This window comes from Thiomonas sp. FB-Cd, assembly GCF_000733775.1.
Taxonomy (GTDB): Bacteria; Pseudomonadota; Gammaproteobacteria; order Burkholderiales; family Burkholderiaceae_C; genus Thiomonas_A.
Genome location: NZ_JPOE01000002.1, coordinates 370,423 through 387,499 on the forward strand (window position 1 = coordinate 370,423; position 17,077 = coordinate 387,499).

Below are 17,077 nucleotides of genomic sequence, written 5' to 3' on the forward strand. Positions count from 1 at the left end.
ATGAGATAAGCTTTGGGTGTCCTTAGCACCTTCTCATGGAGATCCTCTCATGGCAACCCGCGAACAGCAAATACAGCAGCTTCAACACGATTGGACCCACAACGCCCGTTGGGCTGGCATACAGCGCGGCTACACCGCGAGCGATGTGGTCAAACTGCGAGGCTCCGTCATGGTGGATCACACGCTGGCCAAGCGCGGTGCAGATCGCTTGTGGAAGGACATGCATGGGGAACCCTTCGTTAATGCATTGGGCGCGCTCACTGGCAATCAGGCGATGCAACAGGTGAAGGCTGGCCTGAAGGCTATCTATTTGTCGGGCTGGCAGGTCGCAGGTGACGCAAACCTTGCAGGGGAGATGTATCCAGATCAGTCGTTGTATCCGGCCAATTCAGTTCCCAGCGTCGTCAAACGCATCAACAACACGCTAACCCGTGCTGATCAGATTCAATGGATGGAAGGCAAGAATCCGGGCGACAACGACTATATCGATTATTTTGCCCCAATTGTGGCCGACGCCGAAGCGGGCTTCGGGGGCGTGCTTAATGCCTTTGAGCTGATGAAGGCCATGATTGAGGCGGGCGCGGCTGGCGTGCATTTTGAAGATCAGTTGGCATCGGTGAAAAAATGCGGCCACATGGGGGGCAAGGTTCTCGTGCCTACGCGCGAGGCCGTGGCGAAGCTGACGGCGGCGCGTCTTGCGGCTGACGTGATGGGCGTGCCTACCGTGCTTGTTGCCCGCACCGATGCCGAGGCCGCCGACTTGCTTACTGCCGACGTCGATGACAACGATAAGCCGTTCTGCACCGGCGAAAGAACCATTGAGGGCTTTTACCGCACCAAACCCGGCTTGCAGCAGGCGATCTCGCGCGGCTTGGCTTACGCACCTTATGCTGACCTTGTATGGTGTGAAACCGGAAAGCCTGACTTGGCCTACGCCAAGGCATTTGCGGAAGCCATCCATGCGAAGTTTCCTGGCAAGATGTTGGCCTATAACTGCTCGCCTTCATTCAATTGGAAAAAGAACCTGGATGACGCAACCATCGCGAAGTTCCAAAAGGAACTGGGCGCGATGGGCTACAAGTTCCAGTTCATCACATTGGCCGGCTTCCACGCGCTCAACTATTCGATGTTTGAGCTGGCGCATGGTTACGCGCGTAACCAGATGAGTGCTTTTGTCGAGCTGCAGGAAAAGGAATTTTCTGCAGCAGACAAGGGCTTTACGGCTGTCAAACACCAGCGTGAGGTCGGTACCGGCTATTTCGATGCCGTCACCACGACGATCGAGAATGAAGCATCGACCGCAGCGCTCAAGGGTTCGACAGAGGACGAACAGTTCTTCGAGAAGAAGGTGGCATAAATCGCTGCAGGCAGGGCCATCCCGATCAGAGGTGAGGAGACGCACCCGGCCGGGCCCGCAAGGGCCCGGCTTTTTTTCGCCATGGGCCTATTTGTTAGCGTGGCGCATGATGCGCGCTTTTTCGCGCTGCCAGTCCCGTTTGGCCTCTGTGTCTCGCTTGTCGTGCAGTTTCTTGCCGCGACCGAGGGCAAAATCGACCTTGATGCGCGCACCCTTATAGTGCAGGTTCAGCGGCACCAGCGTGTAGCCGCGTTGTTCCACCTTGCCGATCAGGCGGCGAATCTCGTCCTTGTGTAGCAGCAACTTGCGGCTTCTGCTTGCGTCTGGGCGGACGTGTGTGGACGCGCTTTGCAACGCCGTGACGTTCATGCCGACGAGGAACAGCTCACCATCTCGGATGAGCACGTACCCGTCCAGCAATTGCGCCCTGCCTGCTCGAATCGCCTTCACCTCCCAGCCTTCCAGCACGATGCCGGCCTCAAATCGGTCTTCGAGGAAATAGTTGAATGCGGCCTTCCGGTTTTCGGCAATGCTCATGATGGTGCCAGATGGGGTCTGGCTGGTTTTTTACAATCAGCTATTTTAAGAAGCCCATCCCATGGCCGTCGTCCGCAGGTCCGTCCTTATTTGGTATAGCGCAAATCAGATGTATGGACTGGTGACCGACGTCGCCTCATATCCTCAGTTCCTGCCGTGGTGCGGGGGCGCAGACGTTCATGAGTCCACGTCTGAGCATATGCGTGCGACCATCCGCATTGACTTTAAAGGCGTCAAGCAGAGTTTCACCACCGAAAACACGCAGATACCTGGGCGTGAGATCCATTTGCGTCTTGTTGAGGGGCCATTCTCGGATCTGCAGGGCCATTGGCATTTCACTCCACTTGAAGACGACAAGGCCTGCAAGATTGACTTCGAGCTTGACTACCATTTCTCAAGCAGACTGGTGGAGGCCGTCATTGGTCCTGTGTTTGGCCATATCGCAAAGACATTTGTTGAGGCCTTTGTGCAACGTGCGGAGCGCGTGTATGGCTAACCTTATTCAAGGTCTGCCCGGCATACAGGAGGGGTGGATCGACGTGCAGGTTTTTTGGGCGCCAGCGCAGGGATCGCCCCAACTGCGCAGCGTGCGATTGCCGGCGGGAGCAAACTTGGCTGATGCAGTGGTTGCCAGTGGTCTTGACGTGGCCCTACCCAATGCGAGCTGGCGCGAGCCTGGTGGTGAGTTTCGCTTGGCGGTACACGGTGTATTGAGGCAAGCGGACGCCATCCTTCGCGGGGGCGAGCGCATTGACATTACGCGCGCGCTGAAGGTGGACCCGAAAGAGGCGCGACGCCAGCGCGCGCGTACGTCGGGACGGGCAGTGGTGCGTGGCGCGGCGCGGCGCGGCTGAGCGCTCGACTCAGAGCTGCGCCGGAGGTAGGACGTCGGCAGGATCGCGCGGGAGCCAAATGCGGAGCATCAATCCCCCCCCTTTGGCGTTACTGATCTCCAGTCGCCCGCCCATGCGGGCGATGGTTTTGTCCACGATGGCCAGCCCCAGACCCGTGCCCTTGGCCGCCGTGCGTGCCTCATCACCACGAAAAAATGGCTGGGTGAGAAGAGGCAGTTGCTCGGCGGGCACACCCGGCCCATGGTCGCGCACGCTCAAACATATTTCAGACCCGCGCTTTGCGAATCCAATGTCCAATTCCACACGATCGGTACCGGGCGATCGACCGTAGCGCCGGGCATTCTCGATGAGATTAACGACGATCCGCTGCAACTCCAGTGGATCGCCTAGTGCGGAGGCTTCTGCATTTCGGGGCATGCGGACGGTCATGTCAGCCACCTTGGTCGAGTCGGCCACAATCTTGGCAACCAAGTCGGGCAGCTGCACGCGCTCGCGCGTCGGGCTTGCGGCTCGAGCATATTCCATGAACTTGCTGATAATGGAGTCAGCTTGCTCAATGTCAGCGATGATGTCGTGCTGCGCTTGCGCGTCTGGCACGCTGAGTTCAGCTTCGAGGCGCAGCCTGGCAAGGGGCGTACGAATGTCGTGCGAAATGCCGGCCAGCATCAGCGCCCGGTCTTGTTCGATTTCTTGCAAGGCTCTGGCCATGCGGTTGAAACCCCGGTTGACCTCGCGGATTTCCTGTGTGCCCGATGTTTCGTCAAGCTGGTGCGAGAAGTTCCCTTCGCGCACCTGGGCCGTGGCTATGCTCAGATCACGCAATGGGCGATTGACAAAACTGGCAATGATGGCCGCGCCAATCAGCGCCAGTAATGTGGCCAGCACGCCCCAGATGATCCAAGCCTCGCCCAACGAAGTGTCAATACGGGAGCGGTCAAGCAGAAGCCAATAATCGTCGCCGTCGATGCGAAAGCCAATCCACAGGCCCGGCCGCCCGTTCACGACATCCGCAAAATCAAGTTTCTCTCGCAGGCGCCGATCCACCGATTGGGCCAGCCGGCGGGTGAACGCTGTGTACGCCATCGGTGTCCATTGATCGGCGGATTGGCGCGGGTAAATATAGATATCCTCCCGCTTGACCAGTTCGTCGAGCAGCGCCGTGCGGTACTCGGGAGCAGAGTGGACCAATGCGATACGGGTCAGATCGATCAAGCTCGTGATCTGGCGCGATGTCTGCTCGACCTGCGGTCCCAGCTGCAACACGCGAAAGCTCTGGAACCAGACCGCCAGGCTGGCTGAAACCAGCAACACGATGAGAAAGAAGGTTCGCCAGTACAGCCGACCCGACAGACCACCGAATACGCGCCGCGCTAGGCTGAGCCTCGGCGTGGTCTGGGTTGCCTGAGCGGTCGAAGAGGACGTGATGTCCACCACGCGGTTCAATACCGGACGTCAAACGTCCTTTGTGTCGGGCACAAACACATAGCCCACTCCCCAGACCGTTTGGATGTAGCGGGGATGAGCGGGGTCGACCTCGACGATTTTCCGCAGGCGCGAGATTGCGACATCCAAGCTGCGGTCGAACGCTTCGTAGTCCCGCCCGCGGGCCAGTTCGGCCAAACGGTCGCGCGAGAGAGGCTGCCGCGGATGGCGGACAAGGGCTTTAAGCATTGCGAACTCGCCGGTGGTCAGGCTGATGAGCTCGCCGTCGCGTGAAAGCTCGCGCCGCGCCAAATCAAGGCTGAAGGGGCCAAACAGGACGGTTTCATCATCCCGTGCCGGTGCTCCCGGTAGCTCGGGGTTGGGCTGCCGACGCAGCACGGCGCTGATGCGTGCGAGCAGTTCGCGGGGATTGAACGGTTTGGGCAGGTAGTCGTCCGCGCCGACCTCCAAGCCAATGATCCGGTCGACATCCTCTCCCTTTGCAGTGAGCATGATGATGGGCGTGAAGTCCTTGGAGGCGCGCATGCGCTTGCATACGGTCAAACCATCCTCGCCTGGGAGCATCAGGTCGAGCACGATCAGGTCAAATCGTTCCTTGACCATCACGCGCTGCATCGCTTTCGCGTCCTCGGCAACGAATACCTCATAATTTTCCTGCGCCAGGTAGCGGCGCAGAAGGTCACGAATACGGGCATCGTCGTCGACAACCAGAATCTTCTTGGGTTTGTCTTGTTGCATAGCGGGATGAAAGGTTGACGGGCAAAGGCACCAAATTGTGCTGAACCAGCTACGAACGGCTGAAATCGGTGCCAACAAATCAAATGTAACTGCGTTGCTCCCAAGTCGACAAGTTTTGCCTGGCTAGTGCATGAATTGCAAGGAGGCAAGATGGGCATACAGGCCACCGCGCCTCATCAGATCCGAATGCGTGCCGGTGTCGATAATGCGCCCGCGCTCCATCACCACAATGCGGTCTGCGCGCTGGACCGTGGCCAGACGGTGGGCGATGACGAGGGCAGTGCGGCCCTGCATGGCATGATCCAGAGCCGCCTGTACTGCACGCTCGCTTTGGGCGTCCAGTGCGCTCGTTGCCTCATCGAGGAGAAGCAGCGGCGCATTTTTCAGGATGGCGCGGGCTATGCTGATGCGCTGGCGCTGGCCACCCGAAAGACGTACGCCGCGTTCGCCAAGATAGGTGTTGTACCCCTGCGGTAGTTCCCGAATGAAGCTGTCAGCCTGTGCCGCGCGCGCGGCTTCGATGACCTCATGTTCGCCGGCATCAGGACGTCCATAGCGGATGTTGGACAACGCGCTCGCGGAAAATATCACGGCGTCCTGTGACACCAGTCCGATGCGTTCGCGCAGTGCTTTCAGGTCTGCATGGTCCACCCGAACGTCATCCACGCTCACCGCACCATGCTGCACGTCGTAGAAGCGCAGCAATAGTTGAAACACGGTGGTCTTGCCGGCGCCGCTTGGGCCAACCAGGGCAACTGTTTCGCCAGCTCCCACGACCAACGAGAAATCGTCGAGAGCGGGCTGGTCCGGGCGGGAGGGGTAGTTGAAACGTACGTGCGCGAATTGCAGGCTTGAACCGCCACGCGCGGCGGGGAAGGCTTGGGGTTGGACCGGATTGGCCACCGGCGAGCGTTCGGCCAGCAGTTCCATCAGTCTCTCTGTGGCGCCAGCCGCGCGCAGGAGGTCGCCAAACACCTCCGCTAGCGTTGCTGCGGCTCCTGCCACCAAGCCGATGTACAGGACCGTCTGTCCGAGTACACCAGCGCTCATTCGGCCCTCGACGACCGCGATCGTGCCCAGGTAAAGTCCGTAGATCAGTGCGCCAAACAGCGCGACGATGATGAAGGCTGTGAGCAAAGCGCGCATGCGGCTGCGGCGAACCGCCGTGGCAAAGGCGTTTTCCGAGGCCTGCCCAAAGCGGCGCGCCTCGTCGGCTTCGCGCACGTAGCTCTGAACCGCGGAGATGGCGTTAAGCACCTCGGCGGCGATGGCGCTGGAGTCTGCGACGCGGTCCTGGCTTGCACGCGACAGTCGGCGCACTCTTCGGCCGATGGTGACCGCAGGCAGCACCACGAGAAGCATGACAACGATCACGGTGAGCATCAGACGTGGGCTGGTGGCAACCAACATCGCCATGCCACCGACCAACACAAGGGTATTGCGCAGGCCCATCGAAAGGCTCGATCCCACCACGGTCTGCACCAGCGTTGTATCCGTGGTCAGCCGCGAGAGCACTTCGCCTGTTTGCGTATGCTCAAAAAACTGGGGAGACTGCGCGAGTACATGACTGTAGACACGGTTGCGCAGGTCGCACGTCACGCGCTCGCCTAGCCAGCTGACCATGTAGTAACGCGCAGCGGAGAATACGCCAAGCAATAGCGCCAGGCCAAAAAGCCCGGCAAAGTGGACAGCCAGCCCACCGCCGCTGGCAACCTTTGCCGGACTGGTCAGCCCGCCGTCGATCAGCCAACGAAGGGCAAGCGGGAAACTCAGCGTGCTGCACGCCGCCAGCAGAAGGAACAGCAATGCCAGGACAACGCGGCCGCGGTACGGACGTATAAAGGGCAGCAGTTGTCGCAGCGGGCCGATATTGCGCGTGGCGGCCAGGGCGGGGGGCGATGTGGAAATAGCCATGCTGCATCCTAGCCGGTGCCAGGTGCCGCGAACGGGTAAGCGCCGCCAATCCCCCGCGCTGGCAGACGAACCCGGGGTCTGCGTATAGTCACGTGATGACCACCCGCGATTCCATTTCCTCTCTCATGCCAAGCCCTGCCATCCACATCGAGGGTGCGCGCCAGAATAACCTGAAAAACCTCAATCTGGACATACCCACGGGGCAAATCGTTGTTGTCACGGGGGTATCAGGCTCAGGTAAGAGTTCGTTGGTGTTCGACACCATCTACGCCGAGGGGCAGAGGCGCTATGTCGAGACCTTCTCGCCCTACGCGCGCCAATTCCTGGATCGCATGGATCGACCGCAGGTCGACCGCATCCGAGGCATTCTGCCCGCCATCGCCATCGATCAGACGAATCCGGTACGCACCTCGCGATCAACCGTGGGGACGATGACCGAACTGGCCGATCACCTCAAACTCCTGTTTGCGCGCTCCAGCCGGCTGTTTTGCCGCCAGTGCGGCAATGAAGTGCGCCGCGATAACCCGGCGAGTATCGCAGCTGATCTGTACGAGCGTGCCGCAGGAGCAGCCGACCCGCGCTTGGCGCTCACCTTTCCAGTGCCGATCCCCGACGGGTTGACGGAGGATGAAATTTTGCAGGGCCTGGCGGCGCAGGGCTACACGCGTATTCAGCATCGGGAAAGCCGGATCTTGCATATCGTTCAAGACCGCTTCCGTTGCAGTACGGTCGAGCGTGTGCGGCTGATGGAGGCAGTGGAGGCGGGCCTACGCCTGGGACAGGGCCGGATCGCGGTGTGGACACTTGCCGAGCCTGGCGTGCCTGAGGTTGTCGGTTGCGCTCACGCTTGGCGCTACTCCTCAGATCTGCACTGCGCGCATTGCGACATCGCTTACCGTGATCCGAGCCCCGGCCAGTTCAGCTTCAACTCGCCAGTAGGCGCCTGCGAGACCTGTCGCGGCTTTGGGCGTACGCTGGGAGTGGACTGGGGTTTGGTGATTCCGGATGCGCGCAAGAGCCTAAAACAAGGAGCGGTCAAACCCTGGCAAACCGCCAGTTTCAAGGATGCGCAGAAGGACTTGGAGCAATATGCGCAAGCCGCTGGTGTGCGCCTCAATGTGCCCTGGGCGGAGCTGACCGAGGAGGAGCGCCATTGGGTGATTGAGGGTGACCCGCACTGGAAGGGTCAATGGGAAAAGCAGTACTACGGCATTCGCCGGTTCTTCGACTGGCTGGAGACCAGAACCTACAAGATGCACGTGCGCGTGCTGCTTTCGAAATACCGCAGTAGCAGCACCTGTCCGACCTGTGGGGGCGCGCGCCTCAAGCTCGACGGTCTACTCTGGCGTGTTGGCAGTCGCGAGATGGCGGATAGGGCGCTGGGCGACGGCCAGCGGTTTCGGCCGCATGGCATCGGCTGGACCGACGCCGTGCTCAGGCAGATCCCCGGGTTGTCTTTGCACGATGTGATGCAACTGCCGGTTGAAAGGGCCCATGCGTTTTTTGCAGCAATGGAAAGCGAGTTCGGAGCAGACGCCGCTACCCGCCTGCTACTGGACGAAATCCGTGCGCGCCTGCGCTACCTGCTCGACGTAGGGCTAGGCTATCTCACGCTTGATCGGCAGTCTCGCACGCTTTCAGGCGGCGAGGTGCAGCGCATCAATCTCACCACCGGGCTGGGCACGTCGCTCACCCAGACTCTATTCGTGCTCGACGAGCCATCCATTGGCCTGCACCCGCGCGATCTTCACCGCTTGAACACCGTCCTGAATGGCTTAAAGGAAGCGGGCAATTCCTTGCTGATCGTCGAGCATGACCCACAGGTCATGCTGGCTGCCGATCACCTCATTGAATTGGGCCCTGGTGCGGGTGAGCGCGGCGGTGAGCTGGTTTACCAAGGGGACCTCGACGGTCTGCGGCGGGCGCCCACGCTCACTGGAGCCTATCTCCGGGGTGAGCGCCGGGTGCAGCCCGATCGTGCCCCGCGCCGTCTCGGCATTGATGCCGCTGGGGGGCTCACCGTGCCCCGGCTCATCTTGGAAGGCGCGCGTGAGCACAACCTGCGCGTCGCCACGGCAGAATTCCCATTGCGCGCGCTCGTGGCGGTCACGGGGGTGTCCGGCTGCGGAAAGTCGACATTGGTGGGCGATGTGCTTTACCCCGCTCTTGCGCGCGCGCTGGGTAAGGCAGCGCCCGAGCCGGGTGCGCATGACCGTCTGCTGGGTGCTGAGCAGGTCGCAGATGTCGTGTTGGTGGACCAGTCATCCATGGGCAAGACGGCACGATCGAACCCAGTGAGCTTTGTGGGCGCTTTCGATGCCCTGCGTAAGCGCTTCGCTGCTTTGCCCGAGTCGAAGCGGCGTGGTTATACGGCGGGAACCTTCAGCTTCAACAGCGGGGATGGTCGGTGCCCCACCTGTGGGGGCTCGGGCTTCGAGCACGTCGAGATGCAATTCCTTTCTGACGTTTACCTGCGGTGTGCGGATTGTGATGGCCGGCGCTATCGCGCAGAAGTGCTAGAGGTCAAGATCGACCTCACTGACGGCCGTAGCCTGAGCGTTGCCGATGTTCTGGAACTCACTGTTGCCGATGCACTGGGTGCATTCACAGGCGATCGTGATCTGCAGTTTGGGTTGAAGGCGTTGTCCGCGGTCGGGTTGGATTACCTGCGGCTGGGCCAACCAACGCCCACGCTTTCCGGCGGCGAGGCGCAACGGCTCAAGCTTGCCGCGTTTCTCGCAGAGGCCCGAAAAACGGCGGGACGCGGTGCGCGCAAGGGCAGTTTATTTTTGCTCGACGAGCCGACAACGGGCTTGCATTTCGATGACATTGCCAAGCTGCTGCGCGCTTTGCATGAACTCGTCGACGCTGGGCATAGCGTCGTGTTGATTGAGCACAATCTGGATATGGTTGCCGCAAGCGACTGGGTGATCGACCTTGGTCCGGATGGTGGCGATGCGGGCGGGACAATCGTGGTTGCCGGCCCGCCAGATGCCGTCGAGTCTTGCGCCGCTTCAAGCACCGGGCGAGCCCTAGCGGCCTACCGATTACAAGTGGGAAGCCGGTCAGGATCAATGCGCACGCCGGAGGTGCCTCGCTCAACCCTCGTGCCTGCGCAAGAGCAGCACGATCCGCAGGCCCTGGAAAGGTCTGGCCTGAGTCGCGGCGGCGCCGGTGACTTCAATCTTCAGCACGTTGAGAACGAGCAGGGCGCTTATTTGGCGCAGGCAGTGCGGCGGGCGCGCGAGGGGTTTATCGCGATCCGCCACGCGCGCGAACACAACCTGTGCAATCTCGACGTGGATCTACCGCGAGGCAGCATGACAGTAATCACCGGTGTATCCGGTTCGGGGAAGAGTTCCCTTGCTTTTGATGTGCTGTTTAGCGAAGGGCAGCGGCGCTATCTGGAATCGATCAACGCGTACGCACGGCAGTTTGTACAACCGCCGCCGCGACCGGATGTCGACGCCATCTTCGGCATCCCTCCCACTGTCGCGATCGCCCAGCGCACCAGCCGCGGGGGGCGCAAGAGTACGGTGGGTACGCTCACCGAGGTTCATCCCTTTCTCCGCTTGATCTATGCCAAGCTCGGCACGCAGTATTGCCCCGACTGCCAAGTGCCCATTGCGCCGCAGAGCGAAGAGATGATCGTTGGGCAATTGCTCCGCGAACTTCGCGGTCAGACGGTGGGTGTCATGGCGCCCCTGGTGGTGCAACGCAAAGGGATCTATGTCGAGCTCGCGCAATGGGCTTCCAAGCGCGGCCACAGCCATTTATGGGTGGACGGTCTGTTTCTTCCCACGGACCCCTGGCCACGGCCCGATCGTTTCCGTGAGCACGACATTTCTCTGCCGTTGGGTGAGTTGGCGGTGGTTCCGGAGAACGAGGCAGGTTTGCGTGCGCTCGTGCACGAGGCCGTCCAACTCGGTAAAGGCATGGTGCAAGTGGTGTGGCCCCTGCCCAAGCTGCGTGTGGCAATGGCGGCCGGCGACGTCGTCGGCGCTCACGCTGGCTTGGATCTGCGCCAATTCAGTACGCGCCGCGCCTGCCCGGTGTGTGCGCGCAGCTTCCCCGAGCTTGACCCTCGCCAGTTCTCCTACAACTCATCAGCTGGCTGGTGTCCGACATGTTTTGGCACTGGAGCGCATCTACCGGGCTTTGATGCCGAACAGACGGGCGAGGAGGGTGCGTGGAGGGACCGGGGCGAGGCACAGCCTTGCGTGCAGTGCCATGGATCGCGCCTTAACCGCGTGTCGCTGGCCGTGCGGTTCCACAACCGGTCCATCGCTGATCTTTCAGGCCTGGCCGTGGATGCTGCGCATGCTTGGCTGGACCAGTTGCTGCTGGACTCTCGCGAGCAGGCGATTGCCCGTGACTTGCTTGACGAAATCCAAACACGCCTGCAGTTTTTGCAGCGCGTGGGCCTTGGCTATTTGGGGCTTGATCGGGCCGCGCCGACGCTGTCAGGCGGAGAGGCACAGCGCATTCGTCTCGCCGCCCAACTCGGAAGCAATCTACGTGGCGTTGCCTACGTGCTCGATGAGCCGACCATCGGACTTCACCCGCGTGACAACCAGCGTTTGCTCAGCGCGCTGGATGAGCTGCGTGCGCGCGGGAACACTCTCGTGGTGGTCGAACACGACGAGGACACAATTCGACGCGCAGACAGCATTCTTGACATTGGGCCCGGCGCAGGGAGCCAAGGCGGTCGTGTGGTTGCCCAAGGCACCCTCGAGGAATTGATGCATCACCCTGACTCGATCACGGCCCGCTATCTGCGTGAGCCACTTCATCACCCTCTGGTGCCACGGCCTGCCACGAGCCTTCAAACCCCAGCCTTGAATGTGCTCGGAGCGCATCTGCACAATCTGCGCAATGTTGATGTGCAGTTTCCGGTTGGAAGGCTATCCGTGGTGACAGGGGTCTCGGGATCGGGTAAGTCGAGCCTGGCGCGCGGTGTGCTCTTCGCCAGCGCCAAATCTTTGTTGGGGGGGGAGGTCATGCTGTAGGCTGCACGGCCCTTTCGGGCATGCGGGTGATAGAGCGCGTTCTGGAGGTGGACCAGGCGCCCATTGGCAAGACGCCACGCTCCTGCCCGGCCACATACGTGGGCATCTGGGATGCGATCCGGCGCTTGTTCGCAGACACGCTGGAAGCGCGCGTGCGCGGTTTCGATGCCGGGCGATTTTCTTTCAATACCGGCCCGGGGCGCTGCCCGAGCTGCGAGGGGCAGGGTGCGGTGCGAGTGGAAATGAACTTTCTGCCAGACGTGATCCAGCCTTGTGACGATTGCGGCGGGCTGCGCTTCAACACCGAGTCTTTGAGCGTCAAACTGCGAGGACTCTCGGTGGGCGAGGTGCTGAATTTGAGCGTGGACGCGGCCCTCGAGTTCTTCGCTGCGCACCCGCGTATCACCCGCCCACTGCAACTTCTCCAGGATGTCGGGTTGGGTTATCTTCGTCTGGGTCAACCCAGTCCCCAGCTCTCGGGCGGCGAGGCTCAGCGGTTGAAACTCGTCACCGAACTGGCGACCGCCGCGACCCGGCCCACTTTATATGTACTGGATGAGCCCACCGTGGGCCTTCATATGGCTGACGTGGAGAAGCTGATCCGTGTGTTGCTGCGCCTCGCTGAGGCTGGTCACACAGTGGTGGTGGTCGAGCACAACCTGGACGTGATGGCGTCAAGCGATTGGATCGTCGATCTTGGCCCTGAGGGAGGTTCGGGTGGAGGCGCGTTGGTCCGGCAGGGTCCGCCAGCTGTATACATCGAAGCCGGAAGTGTTGGGCACACGGCCCACGCTCTCGGCGCCTTCCTACGTGAGCGCGGCCAGGCTCACCAACCAATCGAGGCGTAAAGTCGCGGGCGCGGTTTCCACACTGAGCTTTTGCCAGATCCATGAGCCGCGTTGGGGCTGAAGGCCCTGACTTGTCGGCGCAGTTGCCAGAAACCTGAAAGCGGTACTACCTGCCATGGCTAAAGCGTTCTTTGCAGTGCTTGCGCTTAGTCCGGGCTTGTTTGGGTGTCTTACCAGCCGTTCTCCTGGCCAAAGGCCGAATTCCGAGCCCCCGCCAAAACGAGTTCGACACCATGCCAGAGCGGGTCGGGATCGCGGGCATCGCGGTTGATTTGGTCTTGGTGACCATCGGCGTAGCGAGCGTCACTGTCTGCGCTTGGGTTTCCGGACAAGAAGATCGCCGCGCATCCCGCAAAGCACGCGGCGGCGGTTGCATTCGTGGGCAAACGACTGGTCTTCGTGTGCACCGCGTAAAAACACAATTCGTTTCGCGGCTGTCATTTGCATAAAGTCAGTAAGAAGAACTAAGAGACCCAAAAGCGCGGATTTACGGGTCGGTTGGTCGAGCCCAAGGCACGTTGGTAAAGTGCTCAGCCAGGTACTCCATCAGGGCCTGAACGCGGGCCGGGCGGCGTCGCCCGGGAGGTGTCACGATGTGCAGTGCGATCGGCTCGACGTGCCAATCATCCATCACCGTTTCCAGAGTGCCCGATTGCAGGTCCTGCCAGGCGAGGAATTCCGGCTGCAGGGCCAGACCCAGACCAGCGCGCAAGGCGGGGACGAGTCCCTCAGCGTTATTCACCCGCAGTGGCGTGCTCATCGCCTGGGTGAATTCGCCATGGCGCGCGTGCCGGAAGCGCCAACTTGCGCCGCTGCGGGAATAGGCGTATTGCAAGGCGCGATGACTCGACAGATCTCGAGGATGGCGAGGACGCCCGTAACGCTCGAAGTATGCTGGCGCACCCACCAAAAGCACGCGCACGGCACATAGGCGACGCGCGAGCAGACTGGAGTCGGCCAAGCTGGAGATGCGCAGGGCCATGTCAAAACGGTTGGCCACCAGGTTGATCAACTCGTCGCTGAACTCGATGTCGAGTGATACCTCTGGATGCTGCGTCATAAAGGCTGGAAGCGCCGGCGCCAGGTGCGAAAGTCCGAAGGACATCGGGGCGCTCAGCCGCACAATGCCGCGCAGGCTGGCGGCTTGATCCGCGAGTTCCGCTTCGACCGCTTCAGCCTCTTCGAGAATTCTTGAGGCGCGCTCTAACGCGGTCCGACCGCTTTCGGTCAGAGACATGCGACGCGATGTTCGGTGGAGCAATCCGGTTTTCATGCGTTTTTCAAGACGGGTGATCGCTTTGGAGACCGTGGCTTGCGATAGGCAGAGCTCCTCCGCGGCGCGGGCGAAGGAGCCTTCGGCGGCGACTTTGGCAAAGATCGCCCAGCCTTCCAGGTCCGGCAGCTTGTTCATGGTGGTGAAGCTCCTCTGCTATGACATAAGCATGTCAAAAATGGAAATGATGATATTCGATAGGTTCTATTGTTGATATGAATGACCGGGCCTATAGTTATTCCATCAATGCTTAACAAGCGGAGTCACGATGATCGAACGCCGACCTTTCGACAGCCTGGGTGGAGCCAACCACGGTTGGCTTGACGCCAAGCACCATTTTTCATTCGCCGAGTATCACGATCCAAAGCGTGTGCATTGGGGTGCGCTACGTGTATGGAACGACGACACCATCCAGCCAGGTACCGGGTTTCCTCCCCACCCGCACTCAAACATGGAAATCGTCACGTATGTGCGCGAGGGGGCGATCACGCACCAGGACAATCTGGGCAACAAAGGGCGCACAAAAGCCGGCGACGTGCAGGTGATGAGTGCCGGTACGGGGATTCGTCACTCCGAGTACAACGTCGAGCCGGGCATTACACGCATCTTCCAGATATGGATTCTCCCGGACCGGCAGGGTGATCCGCCTTGCTGGGGTACCAAGCCGTTCCCGAAGGATGACCGTTCCGGTCGGTTCGTCGCGTTGGCCAGCGGGATTGAGGGCGATGAGGATGCCTTGCCCATTCGTACCAACGCCAGGGTGCTGGGCGTGAGCTTGAAGGCAGGAGAGACCGCCGAGTACCAGTTTTCCGACATAAATCGCCATGGGTATCTCGTTCCTGCAACTGGGCAGGTGGAGGTCAATGGCATTGCGTTGCAGGCTCGCGATGGTGCTGCCATCACGGATGAGAATCTCATTCGTGTCACCGCCGTGATGGACAGTGAGCTGGTCCTTGTGGACGCCGCTGGATGAACCTTAACGAAGGTCTGCGGGCGTTGCGCAGCATCCCCGCGAAAGCCCAATCGAGTGACTGCACGGAGGTGCTGGCGGACGCCGCGAGATTGTGGAGGTTCCGCCGGCTTCCAGCGGACAACACACCCACTGAAGCGATCTTCGAGACGCCCGGGAAACGAACCGGAGCAAGAAGGCATGCAAGTCTCTAACTGGCTTGACGCCCCAACTCGACAAGGTTGCGAAGCCGAGCGAGCGGCCCGAACCCCCGGTCGCCACCGGGTGCAGCGCAAATCGTCAAACTTCCACGACACCAAAGGCATCTTCCATCATGACAACTTCCGGTAGCGAACGTTACTCCGACGGCGTGCTTCTCATCGCCCGCATTCTTCTCGTGCTGCTCTTCCTGATCTTCGGCTGGCAAAAACTCACCGGCTTCAGCGGCACCGAGGCCTATATGGCCCAGGTCGGCGCTCCGGTCCCGTTCCTTTCGACGCTTATCGCGATTGCCGTGGAGTTCTTCGTCGGCATTGCCTTGCTCATCGGCGTGGCAATCCGGCCCCTGGCGATTCTGATCGTGCTGTATACCTTCGGCACCGCATTGATCGGCCATCATTACTGGACGATGACTGGCATGGACCGCTTCGAAGCCATGATCAATTTCTACAAAAACATCAGCATCATGGGCGGGTTCCTTCTGCTGTACGTGACGGGCGGGGGTAAATTCTCGGTTGATCGGCTGATGCGCCGTGGTTGAGGAAGCAGGTCAAACAAGGTGGCCGGGCATCTCGGAGTCGTCGGCAGGTCCCGTTTCTCCAACGTTTACCAGGAGCATTCCATGACCAAAGACGGCAAAAAGCTTACAGCCGCGGGCACTGATGTCGTTGGCCCCAGCTGGACATCCTGTTTTCTGGCGAAAGGCTTCGATGTTGTCGCGACGGATCCCGCCGTGGGCGCCGAGACTCGTCTGCGCACGTTGGTGGACGACTTCTGGCCCGGGCTCGAGAACATCGGTCTTGCGGGGGTGCATCGAAAGCGCGGTTGACCTTCCACGGCAGACGCGGTCCAAGGCGCATTCCCCGTGCAGGAAGGGGGATGCGCAGGCATGTGTTCAGGAGGCGGACCTAGGCTATTCCAGAAGCTGGAGCACCACCTTCATTGCGAAGGTGATTGCGCGCAAGCGCACCCTTCCATGACGCCATCAGCGCTATGCGATCTAGTCACGCAGCAGGTGGGTGAGCGCCTGCTGCGTAGCCTCAGGGTGGCAACTGTCAACGACCATGCGCTCGGGCATGCCGCGCAGCCAGGTAAGCTGTCGCTTGGCAAGTTGCCGTGTGGCGGCGATCGCTTGGGCGGTGAACGTGGTGTAGTCGCACGTTCCCGCCAGATAGGCCCAAGCTTGCCGGTAACCCACAGCACGCATCGACGGATGTGCGTGGTGCAGGTCTCCGCGCTGGCGCAGAGCGCGGACCTCATCCAGGAAGCCCGACTCCATCATCGCCGCAAAGCGCCGGGCAATGCGCGCATGCAACTCCGCGCGGTTGGAGGGCTCAAGGGCCAGCACGCGTAGTGGCAGACCGTGCTCGATGCGCGCTTTGCGGAAATGCTCCGACAAGGGGATCCCGGTCAGGTGCCAGACTTCAAGCGCGCGCTGGATGCGCTGCGTGTCACCTGGTTTCAAGCGTGCGGCCGTTTGTGGATCGAGCCGCGTGAGCTCGGCGTATAGCGCAGGCCAGCCACGCGCGTGCGCACGGGCTTCCAACTCGGCGCGCAGCAGCGGGTCTGCATGTGGCAGTTCATTCAACCCCTCCTGTAGTGCCTTCAGGTAGAGCAAAGTGCCGCCAACAAGAACCGGCTCGCGGCCACGAGCGCGGATGGTACGGATCAGCTCCAGGGTGTTCATTGCGAAGACGGCTGCGCTGTAGCTTTCCGCAGGGTCGCGGATATCAATCAAATGATGGGGCACTCGGGCACGCTCGGCTTGGGTCGGCTTGGCGGTGCCAATGTCCATGCCGCGATAAACCAGCGCCGAATCCATACTGATGATCTCGATGGGCCTGTGAGCTGCCAGCTCAAGCGCAGCGGCGGTTTTGCCCGAGGCCGTGGGGCCCGTGATAACCGATACCCGTTTTGGCTGCTCGCCCATGCAATG

Annotated in this window: 12 protein-coding genes and 1 pseudogene; 7 read left to right on the forward strand and 6 right to left on the reverse strand. The window is 61.0% G+C overall.

The annotated features are described in order from the left end of the window. The first annotated feature begins 49 nt into the window (after positions 1 to 49). Positions 50 to 1,357 carry an isocitrate lyase gene (gene aceA / locus CD04_RS0101830; protein WP_031404112.1) on the forward strand — a complete coding sequence of 436 codons (1,308 nt, stop codon included), beginning with the start codon at positions 50 to 52 and terminating at the stop codon, positions 1,355 to 1,357. An 87-nt stretch (positions 1,358 to 1,444) separates the two neighbouring features. Here aceA and smpB read toward each other — a convergent pair whose 3' ends face one another. Continuing rightward, positions 1,445 to 1,894 (reverse strand): SsrA-binding protein SmpB, encoded by a 450-nt coding sequence (gene smpB / locus CD04_RS0101835; protein ID WP_031404113.1) that lies wholly within the window; start codon positions 1,892 to 1,894, stop codon positions 1,445 to 1,447. Between the two features lie 61 nt (positions 1,895 to 1,955). Here smpB and CD04_RS0101840 point away from each other — a divergent pair, with 61 nt between their 5' ends. Continuing rightward, positions 1,956 to 2,390 (forward strand): type II toxin-antitoxin system RatA family toxin, encoded by a 435-nt coding sequence (locus tag CD04_RS0101840; protein WP_031404114.1) that lies wholly within the window; start codon positions 1,956 to 1,958, stop codon positions 2,388 to 2,390. Continuing rightward, entirely contained in the window at positions 2,383 to 2,748 is a 366-nt protein-coding gene (locus CD04_RS0101845) for an RnfH family protein (protein ID WP_051848852.1), read from the forward strand. The genes CD04_RS0101840 and CD04_RS0101845 overlap by 8 nt, the downstream gene beginning before the upstream one ends. Positions 2,749 to 2,757: 9 nt before the next feature. Here CD04_RS0101845 and CD04_RS0101850 read toward each other — a convergent pair whose 3' ends face one another. The 3 genes from CD04_RS0101850 to CD04_RS0101860 form a co-directional block, all read right to left on the reverse strand. Continuing rightward, complete coding sequence (locus tag CD04_RS0101850) at positions 2,758 to 4,179, reverse strand: ATP-binding protein (RefSeq protein WP_231480426.1); 1,422 nt, start codon at positions 4,177 to 4,179, stop codon at positions 2,758 to 2,760. Between the two features lie 21 nt (positions 4,180 to 4,200). Next, the gene (ompR, locus tag CD04_RS0101855) at positions 4,201 to 4,929 is read right to left on the reverse strand and encodes a two-component system response regulator OmpR (RefSeq protein ID WP_031404117.1); all 729 of its coding nucleotides are present in this window, start codon (positions 4,927 to 4,929) and stop codon (positions 4,201 to 4,203) included. Positions 4,930 to 5,052: 123 nt separating this feature from the next. Continuing rightward, positions 5,053 to 6,843 carry an ABC transporter transmembrane domain-containing protein gene (locus tag CD04_RS0101860; RefSeq protein ID WP_031404118.1) on the reverse strand — a complete coding sequence of 597 codons (1,791 nt, stop codon included), beginning with the start codon at positions 6,841 to 6,843 and terminating at the stop codon, positions 5,053 to 5,055. Between the two features lie 125 nt (positions 6,844 to 6,968). Here CD04_RS0101860 and uvrA point away from each other — a divergent pair. Then, positions 6,969 to 12,700 (forward strand): annotated as a pseudogene (uvrA, locus tag CD04_RS21270) (excinuclease ABC subunit UvrA). 487 nt (positions 12,701 to 13,187) lie between these two features. Here the strand turns inward: uvrA and CD04_RS0101875 are convergent. After that, positions 13,188 to 14,111 carry a LysR family transcriptional regulator gene (locus tag CD04_RS0101875; RefSeq protein WP_031404120.1) on the reverse strand — a complete coding sequence of 308 codons (924 nt, stop codon included), beginning with the start codon at positions 14,109 to 14,111 and terminating at the stop codon, positions 13,188 to 13,190. 130 nt (positions 14,112 to 14,241) lie between these two features. On the opposite strand from CD04_RS0101875, the gene CD04_RS0101880 reads away from it, so the two are divergent. The 3 genes from CD04_RS0101880 (at position 14,242) to CD04_RS0101890 (ending at position 15,970) form a co-directional block, all read left to right on the forward strand. Continuing rightward, positions 14,242 to 14,946, forward strand: a complete 705-nt coding sequence (locus CD04_RS0101880; RefSeq protein WP_031404121.1) for a pirin family protein — start codon at positions 14,242 to 14,244, stop codon at positions 14,944 to 14,946. A gap of 310 nt (positions 14,947 to 15,256) precedes the next feature. Then, the gene (locus CD04_RS0101885; RefSeq protein ID WP_031404122.1) at positions 15,257 to 15,682 is read left to right on the forward strand and encodes a DoxX family protein; all 426 of its coding nucleotides are present in this window, start codon (positions 15,257 to 15,259) and stop codon (positions 15,680 to 15,682) included. An 81-nt stretch (positions 15,683 to 15,763) separates the two neighbouring features. After that, positions 15,764 to 15,970 (forward strand): hypothetical protein, encoded by a 207-nt coding sequence (locus tag CD04_RS0101890; RefSeq protein WP_031404123.1) that lies wholly within the window; start codon positions 15,764 to 15,766, stop codon positions 15,968 to 15,970. Positions 15,971 to 16,141: 171 nt separating this feature from the next. Here CD04_RS0101890 and miaA read toward each other — a convergent pair whose 3' ends face one another. After that, positions 16,142 to 17,071 (reverse strand): tRNA (adenosine(37)-N6)-dimethylallyltransferase MiaA, encoded by a 930-nt coding sequence (gene miaA, locus CD04_RS0101895; RefSeq protein WP_031404124.1) that lies wholly within the window; start codon positions 17,069 to 17,071, stop codon positions 16,142 to 16,144. Positions 17,072 to 17,077: the final 6 nt, after the last annotated feature.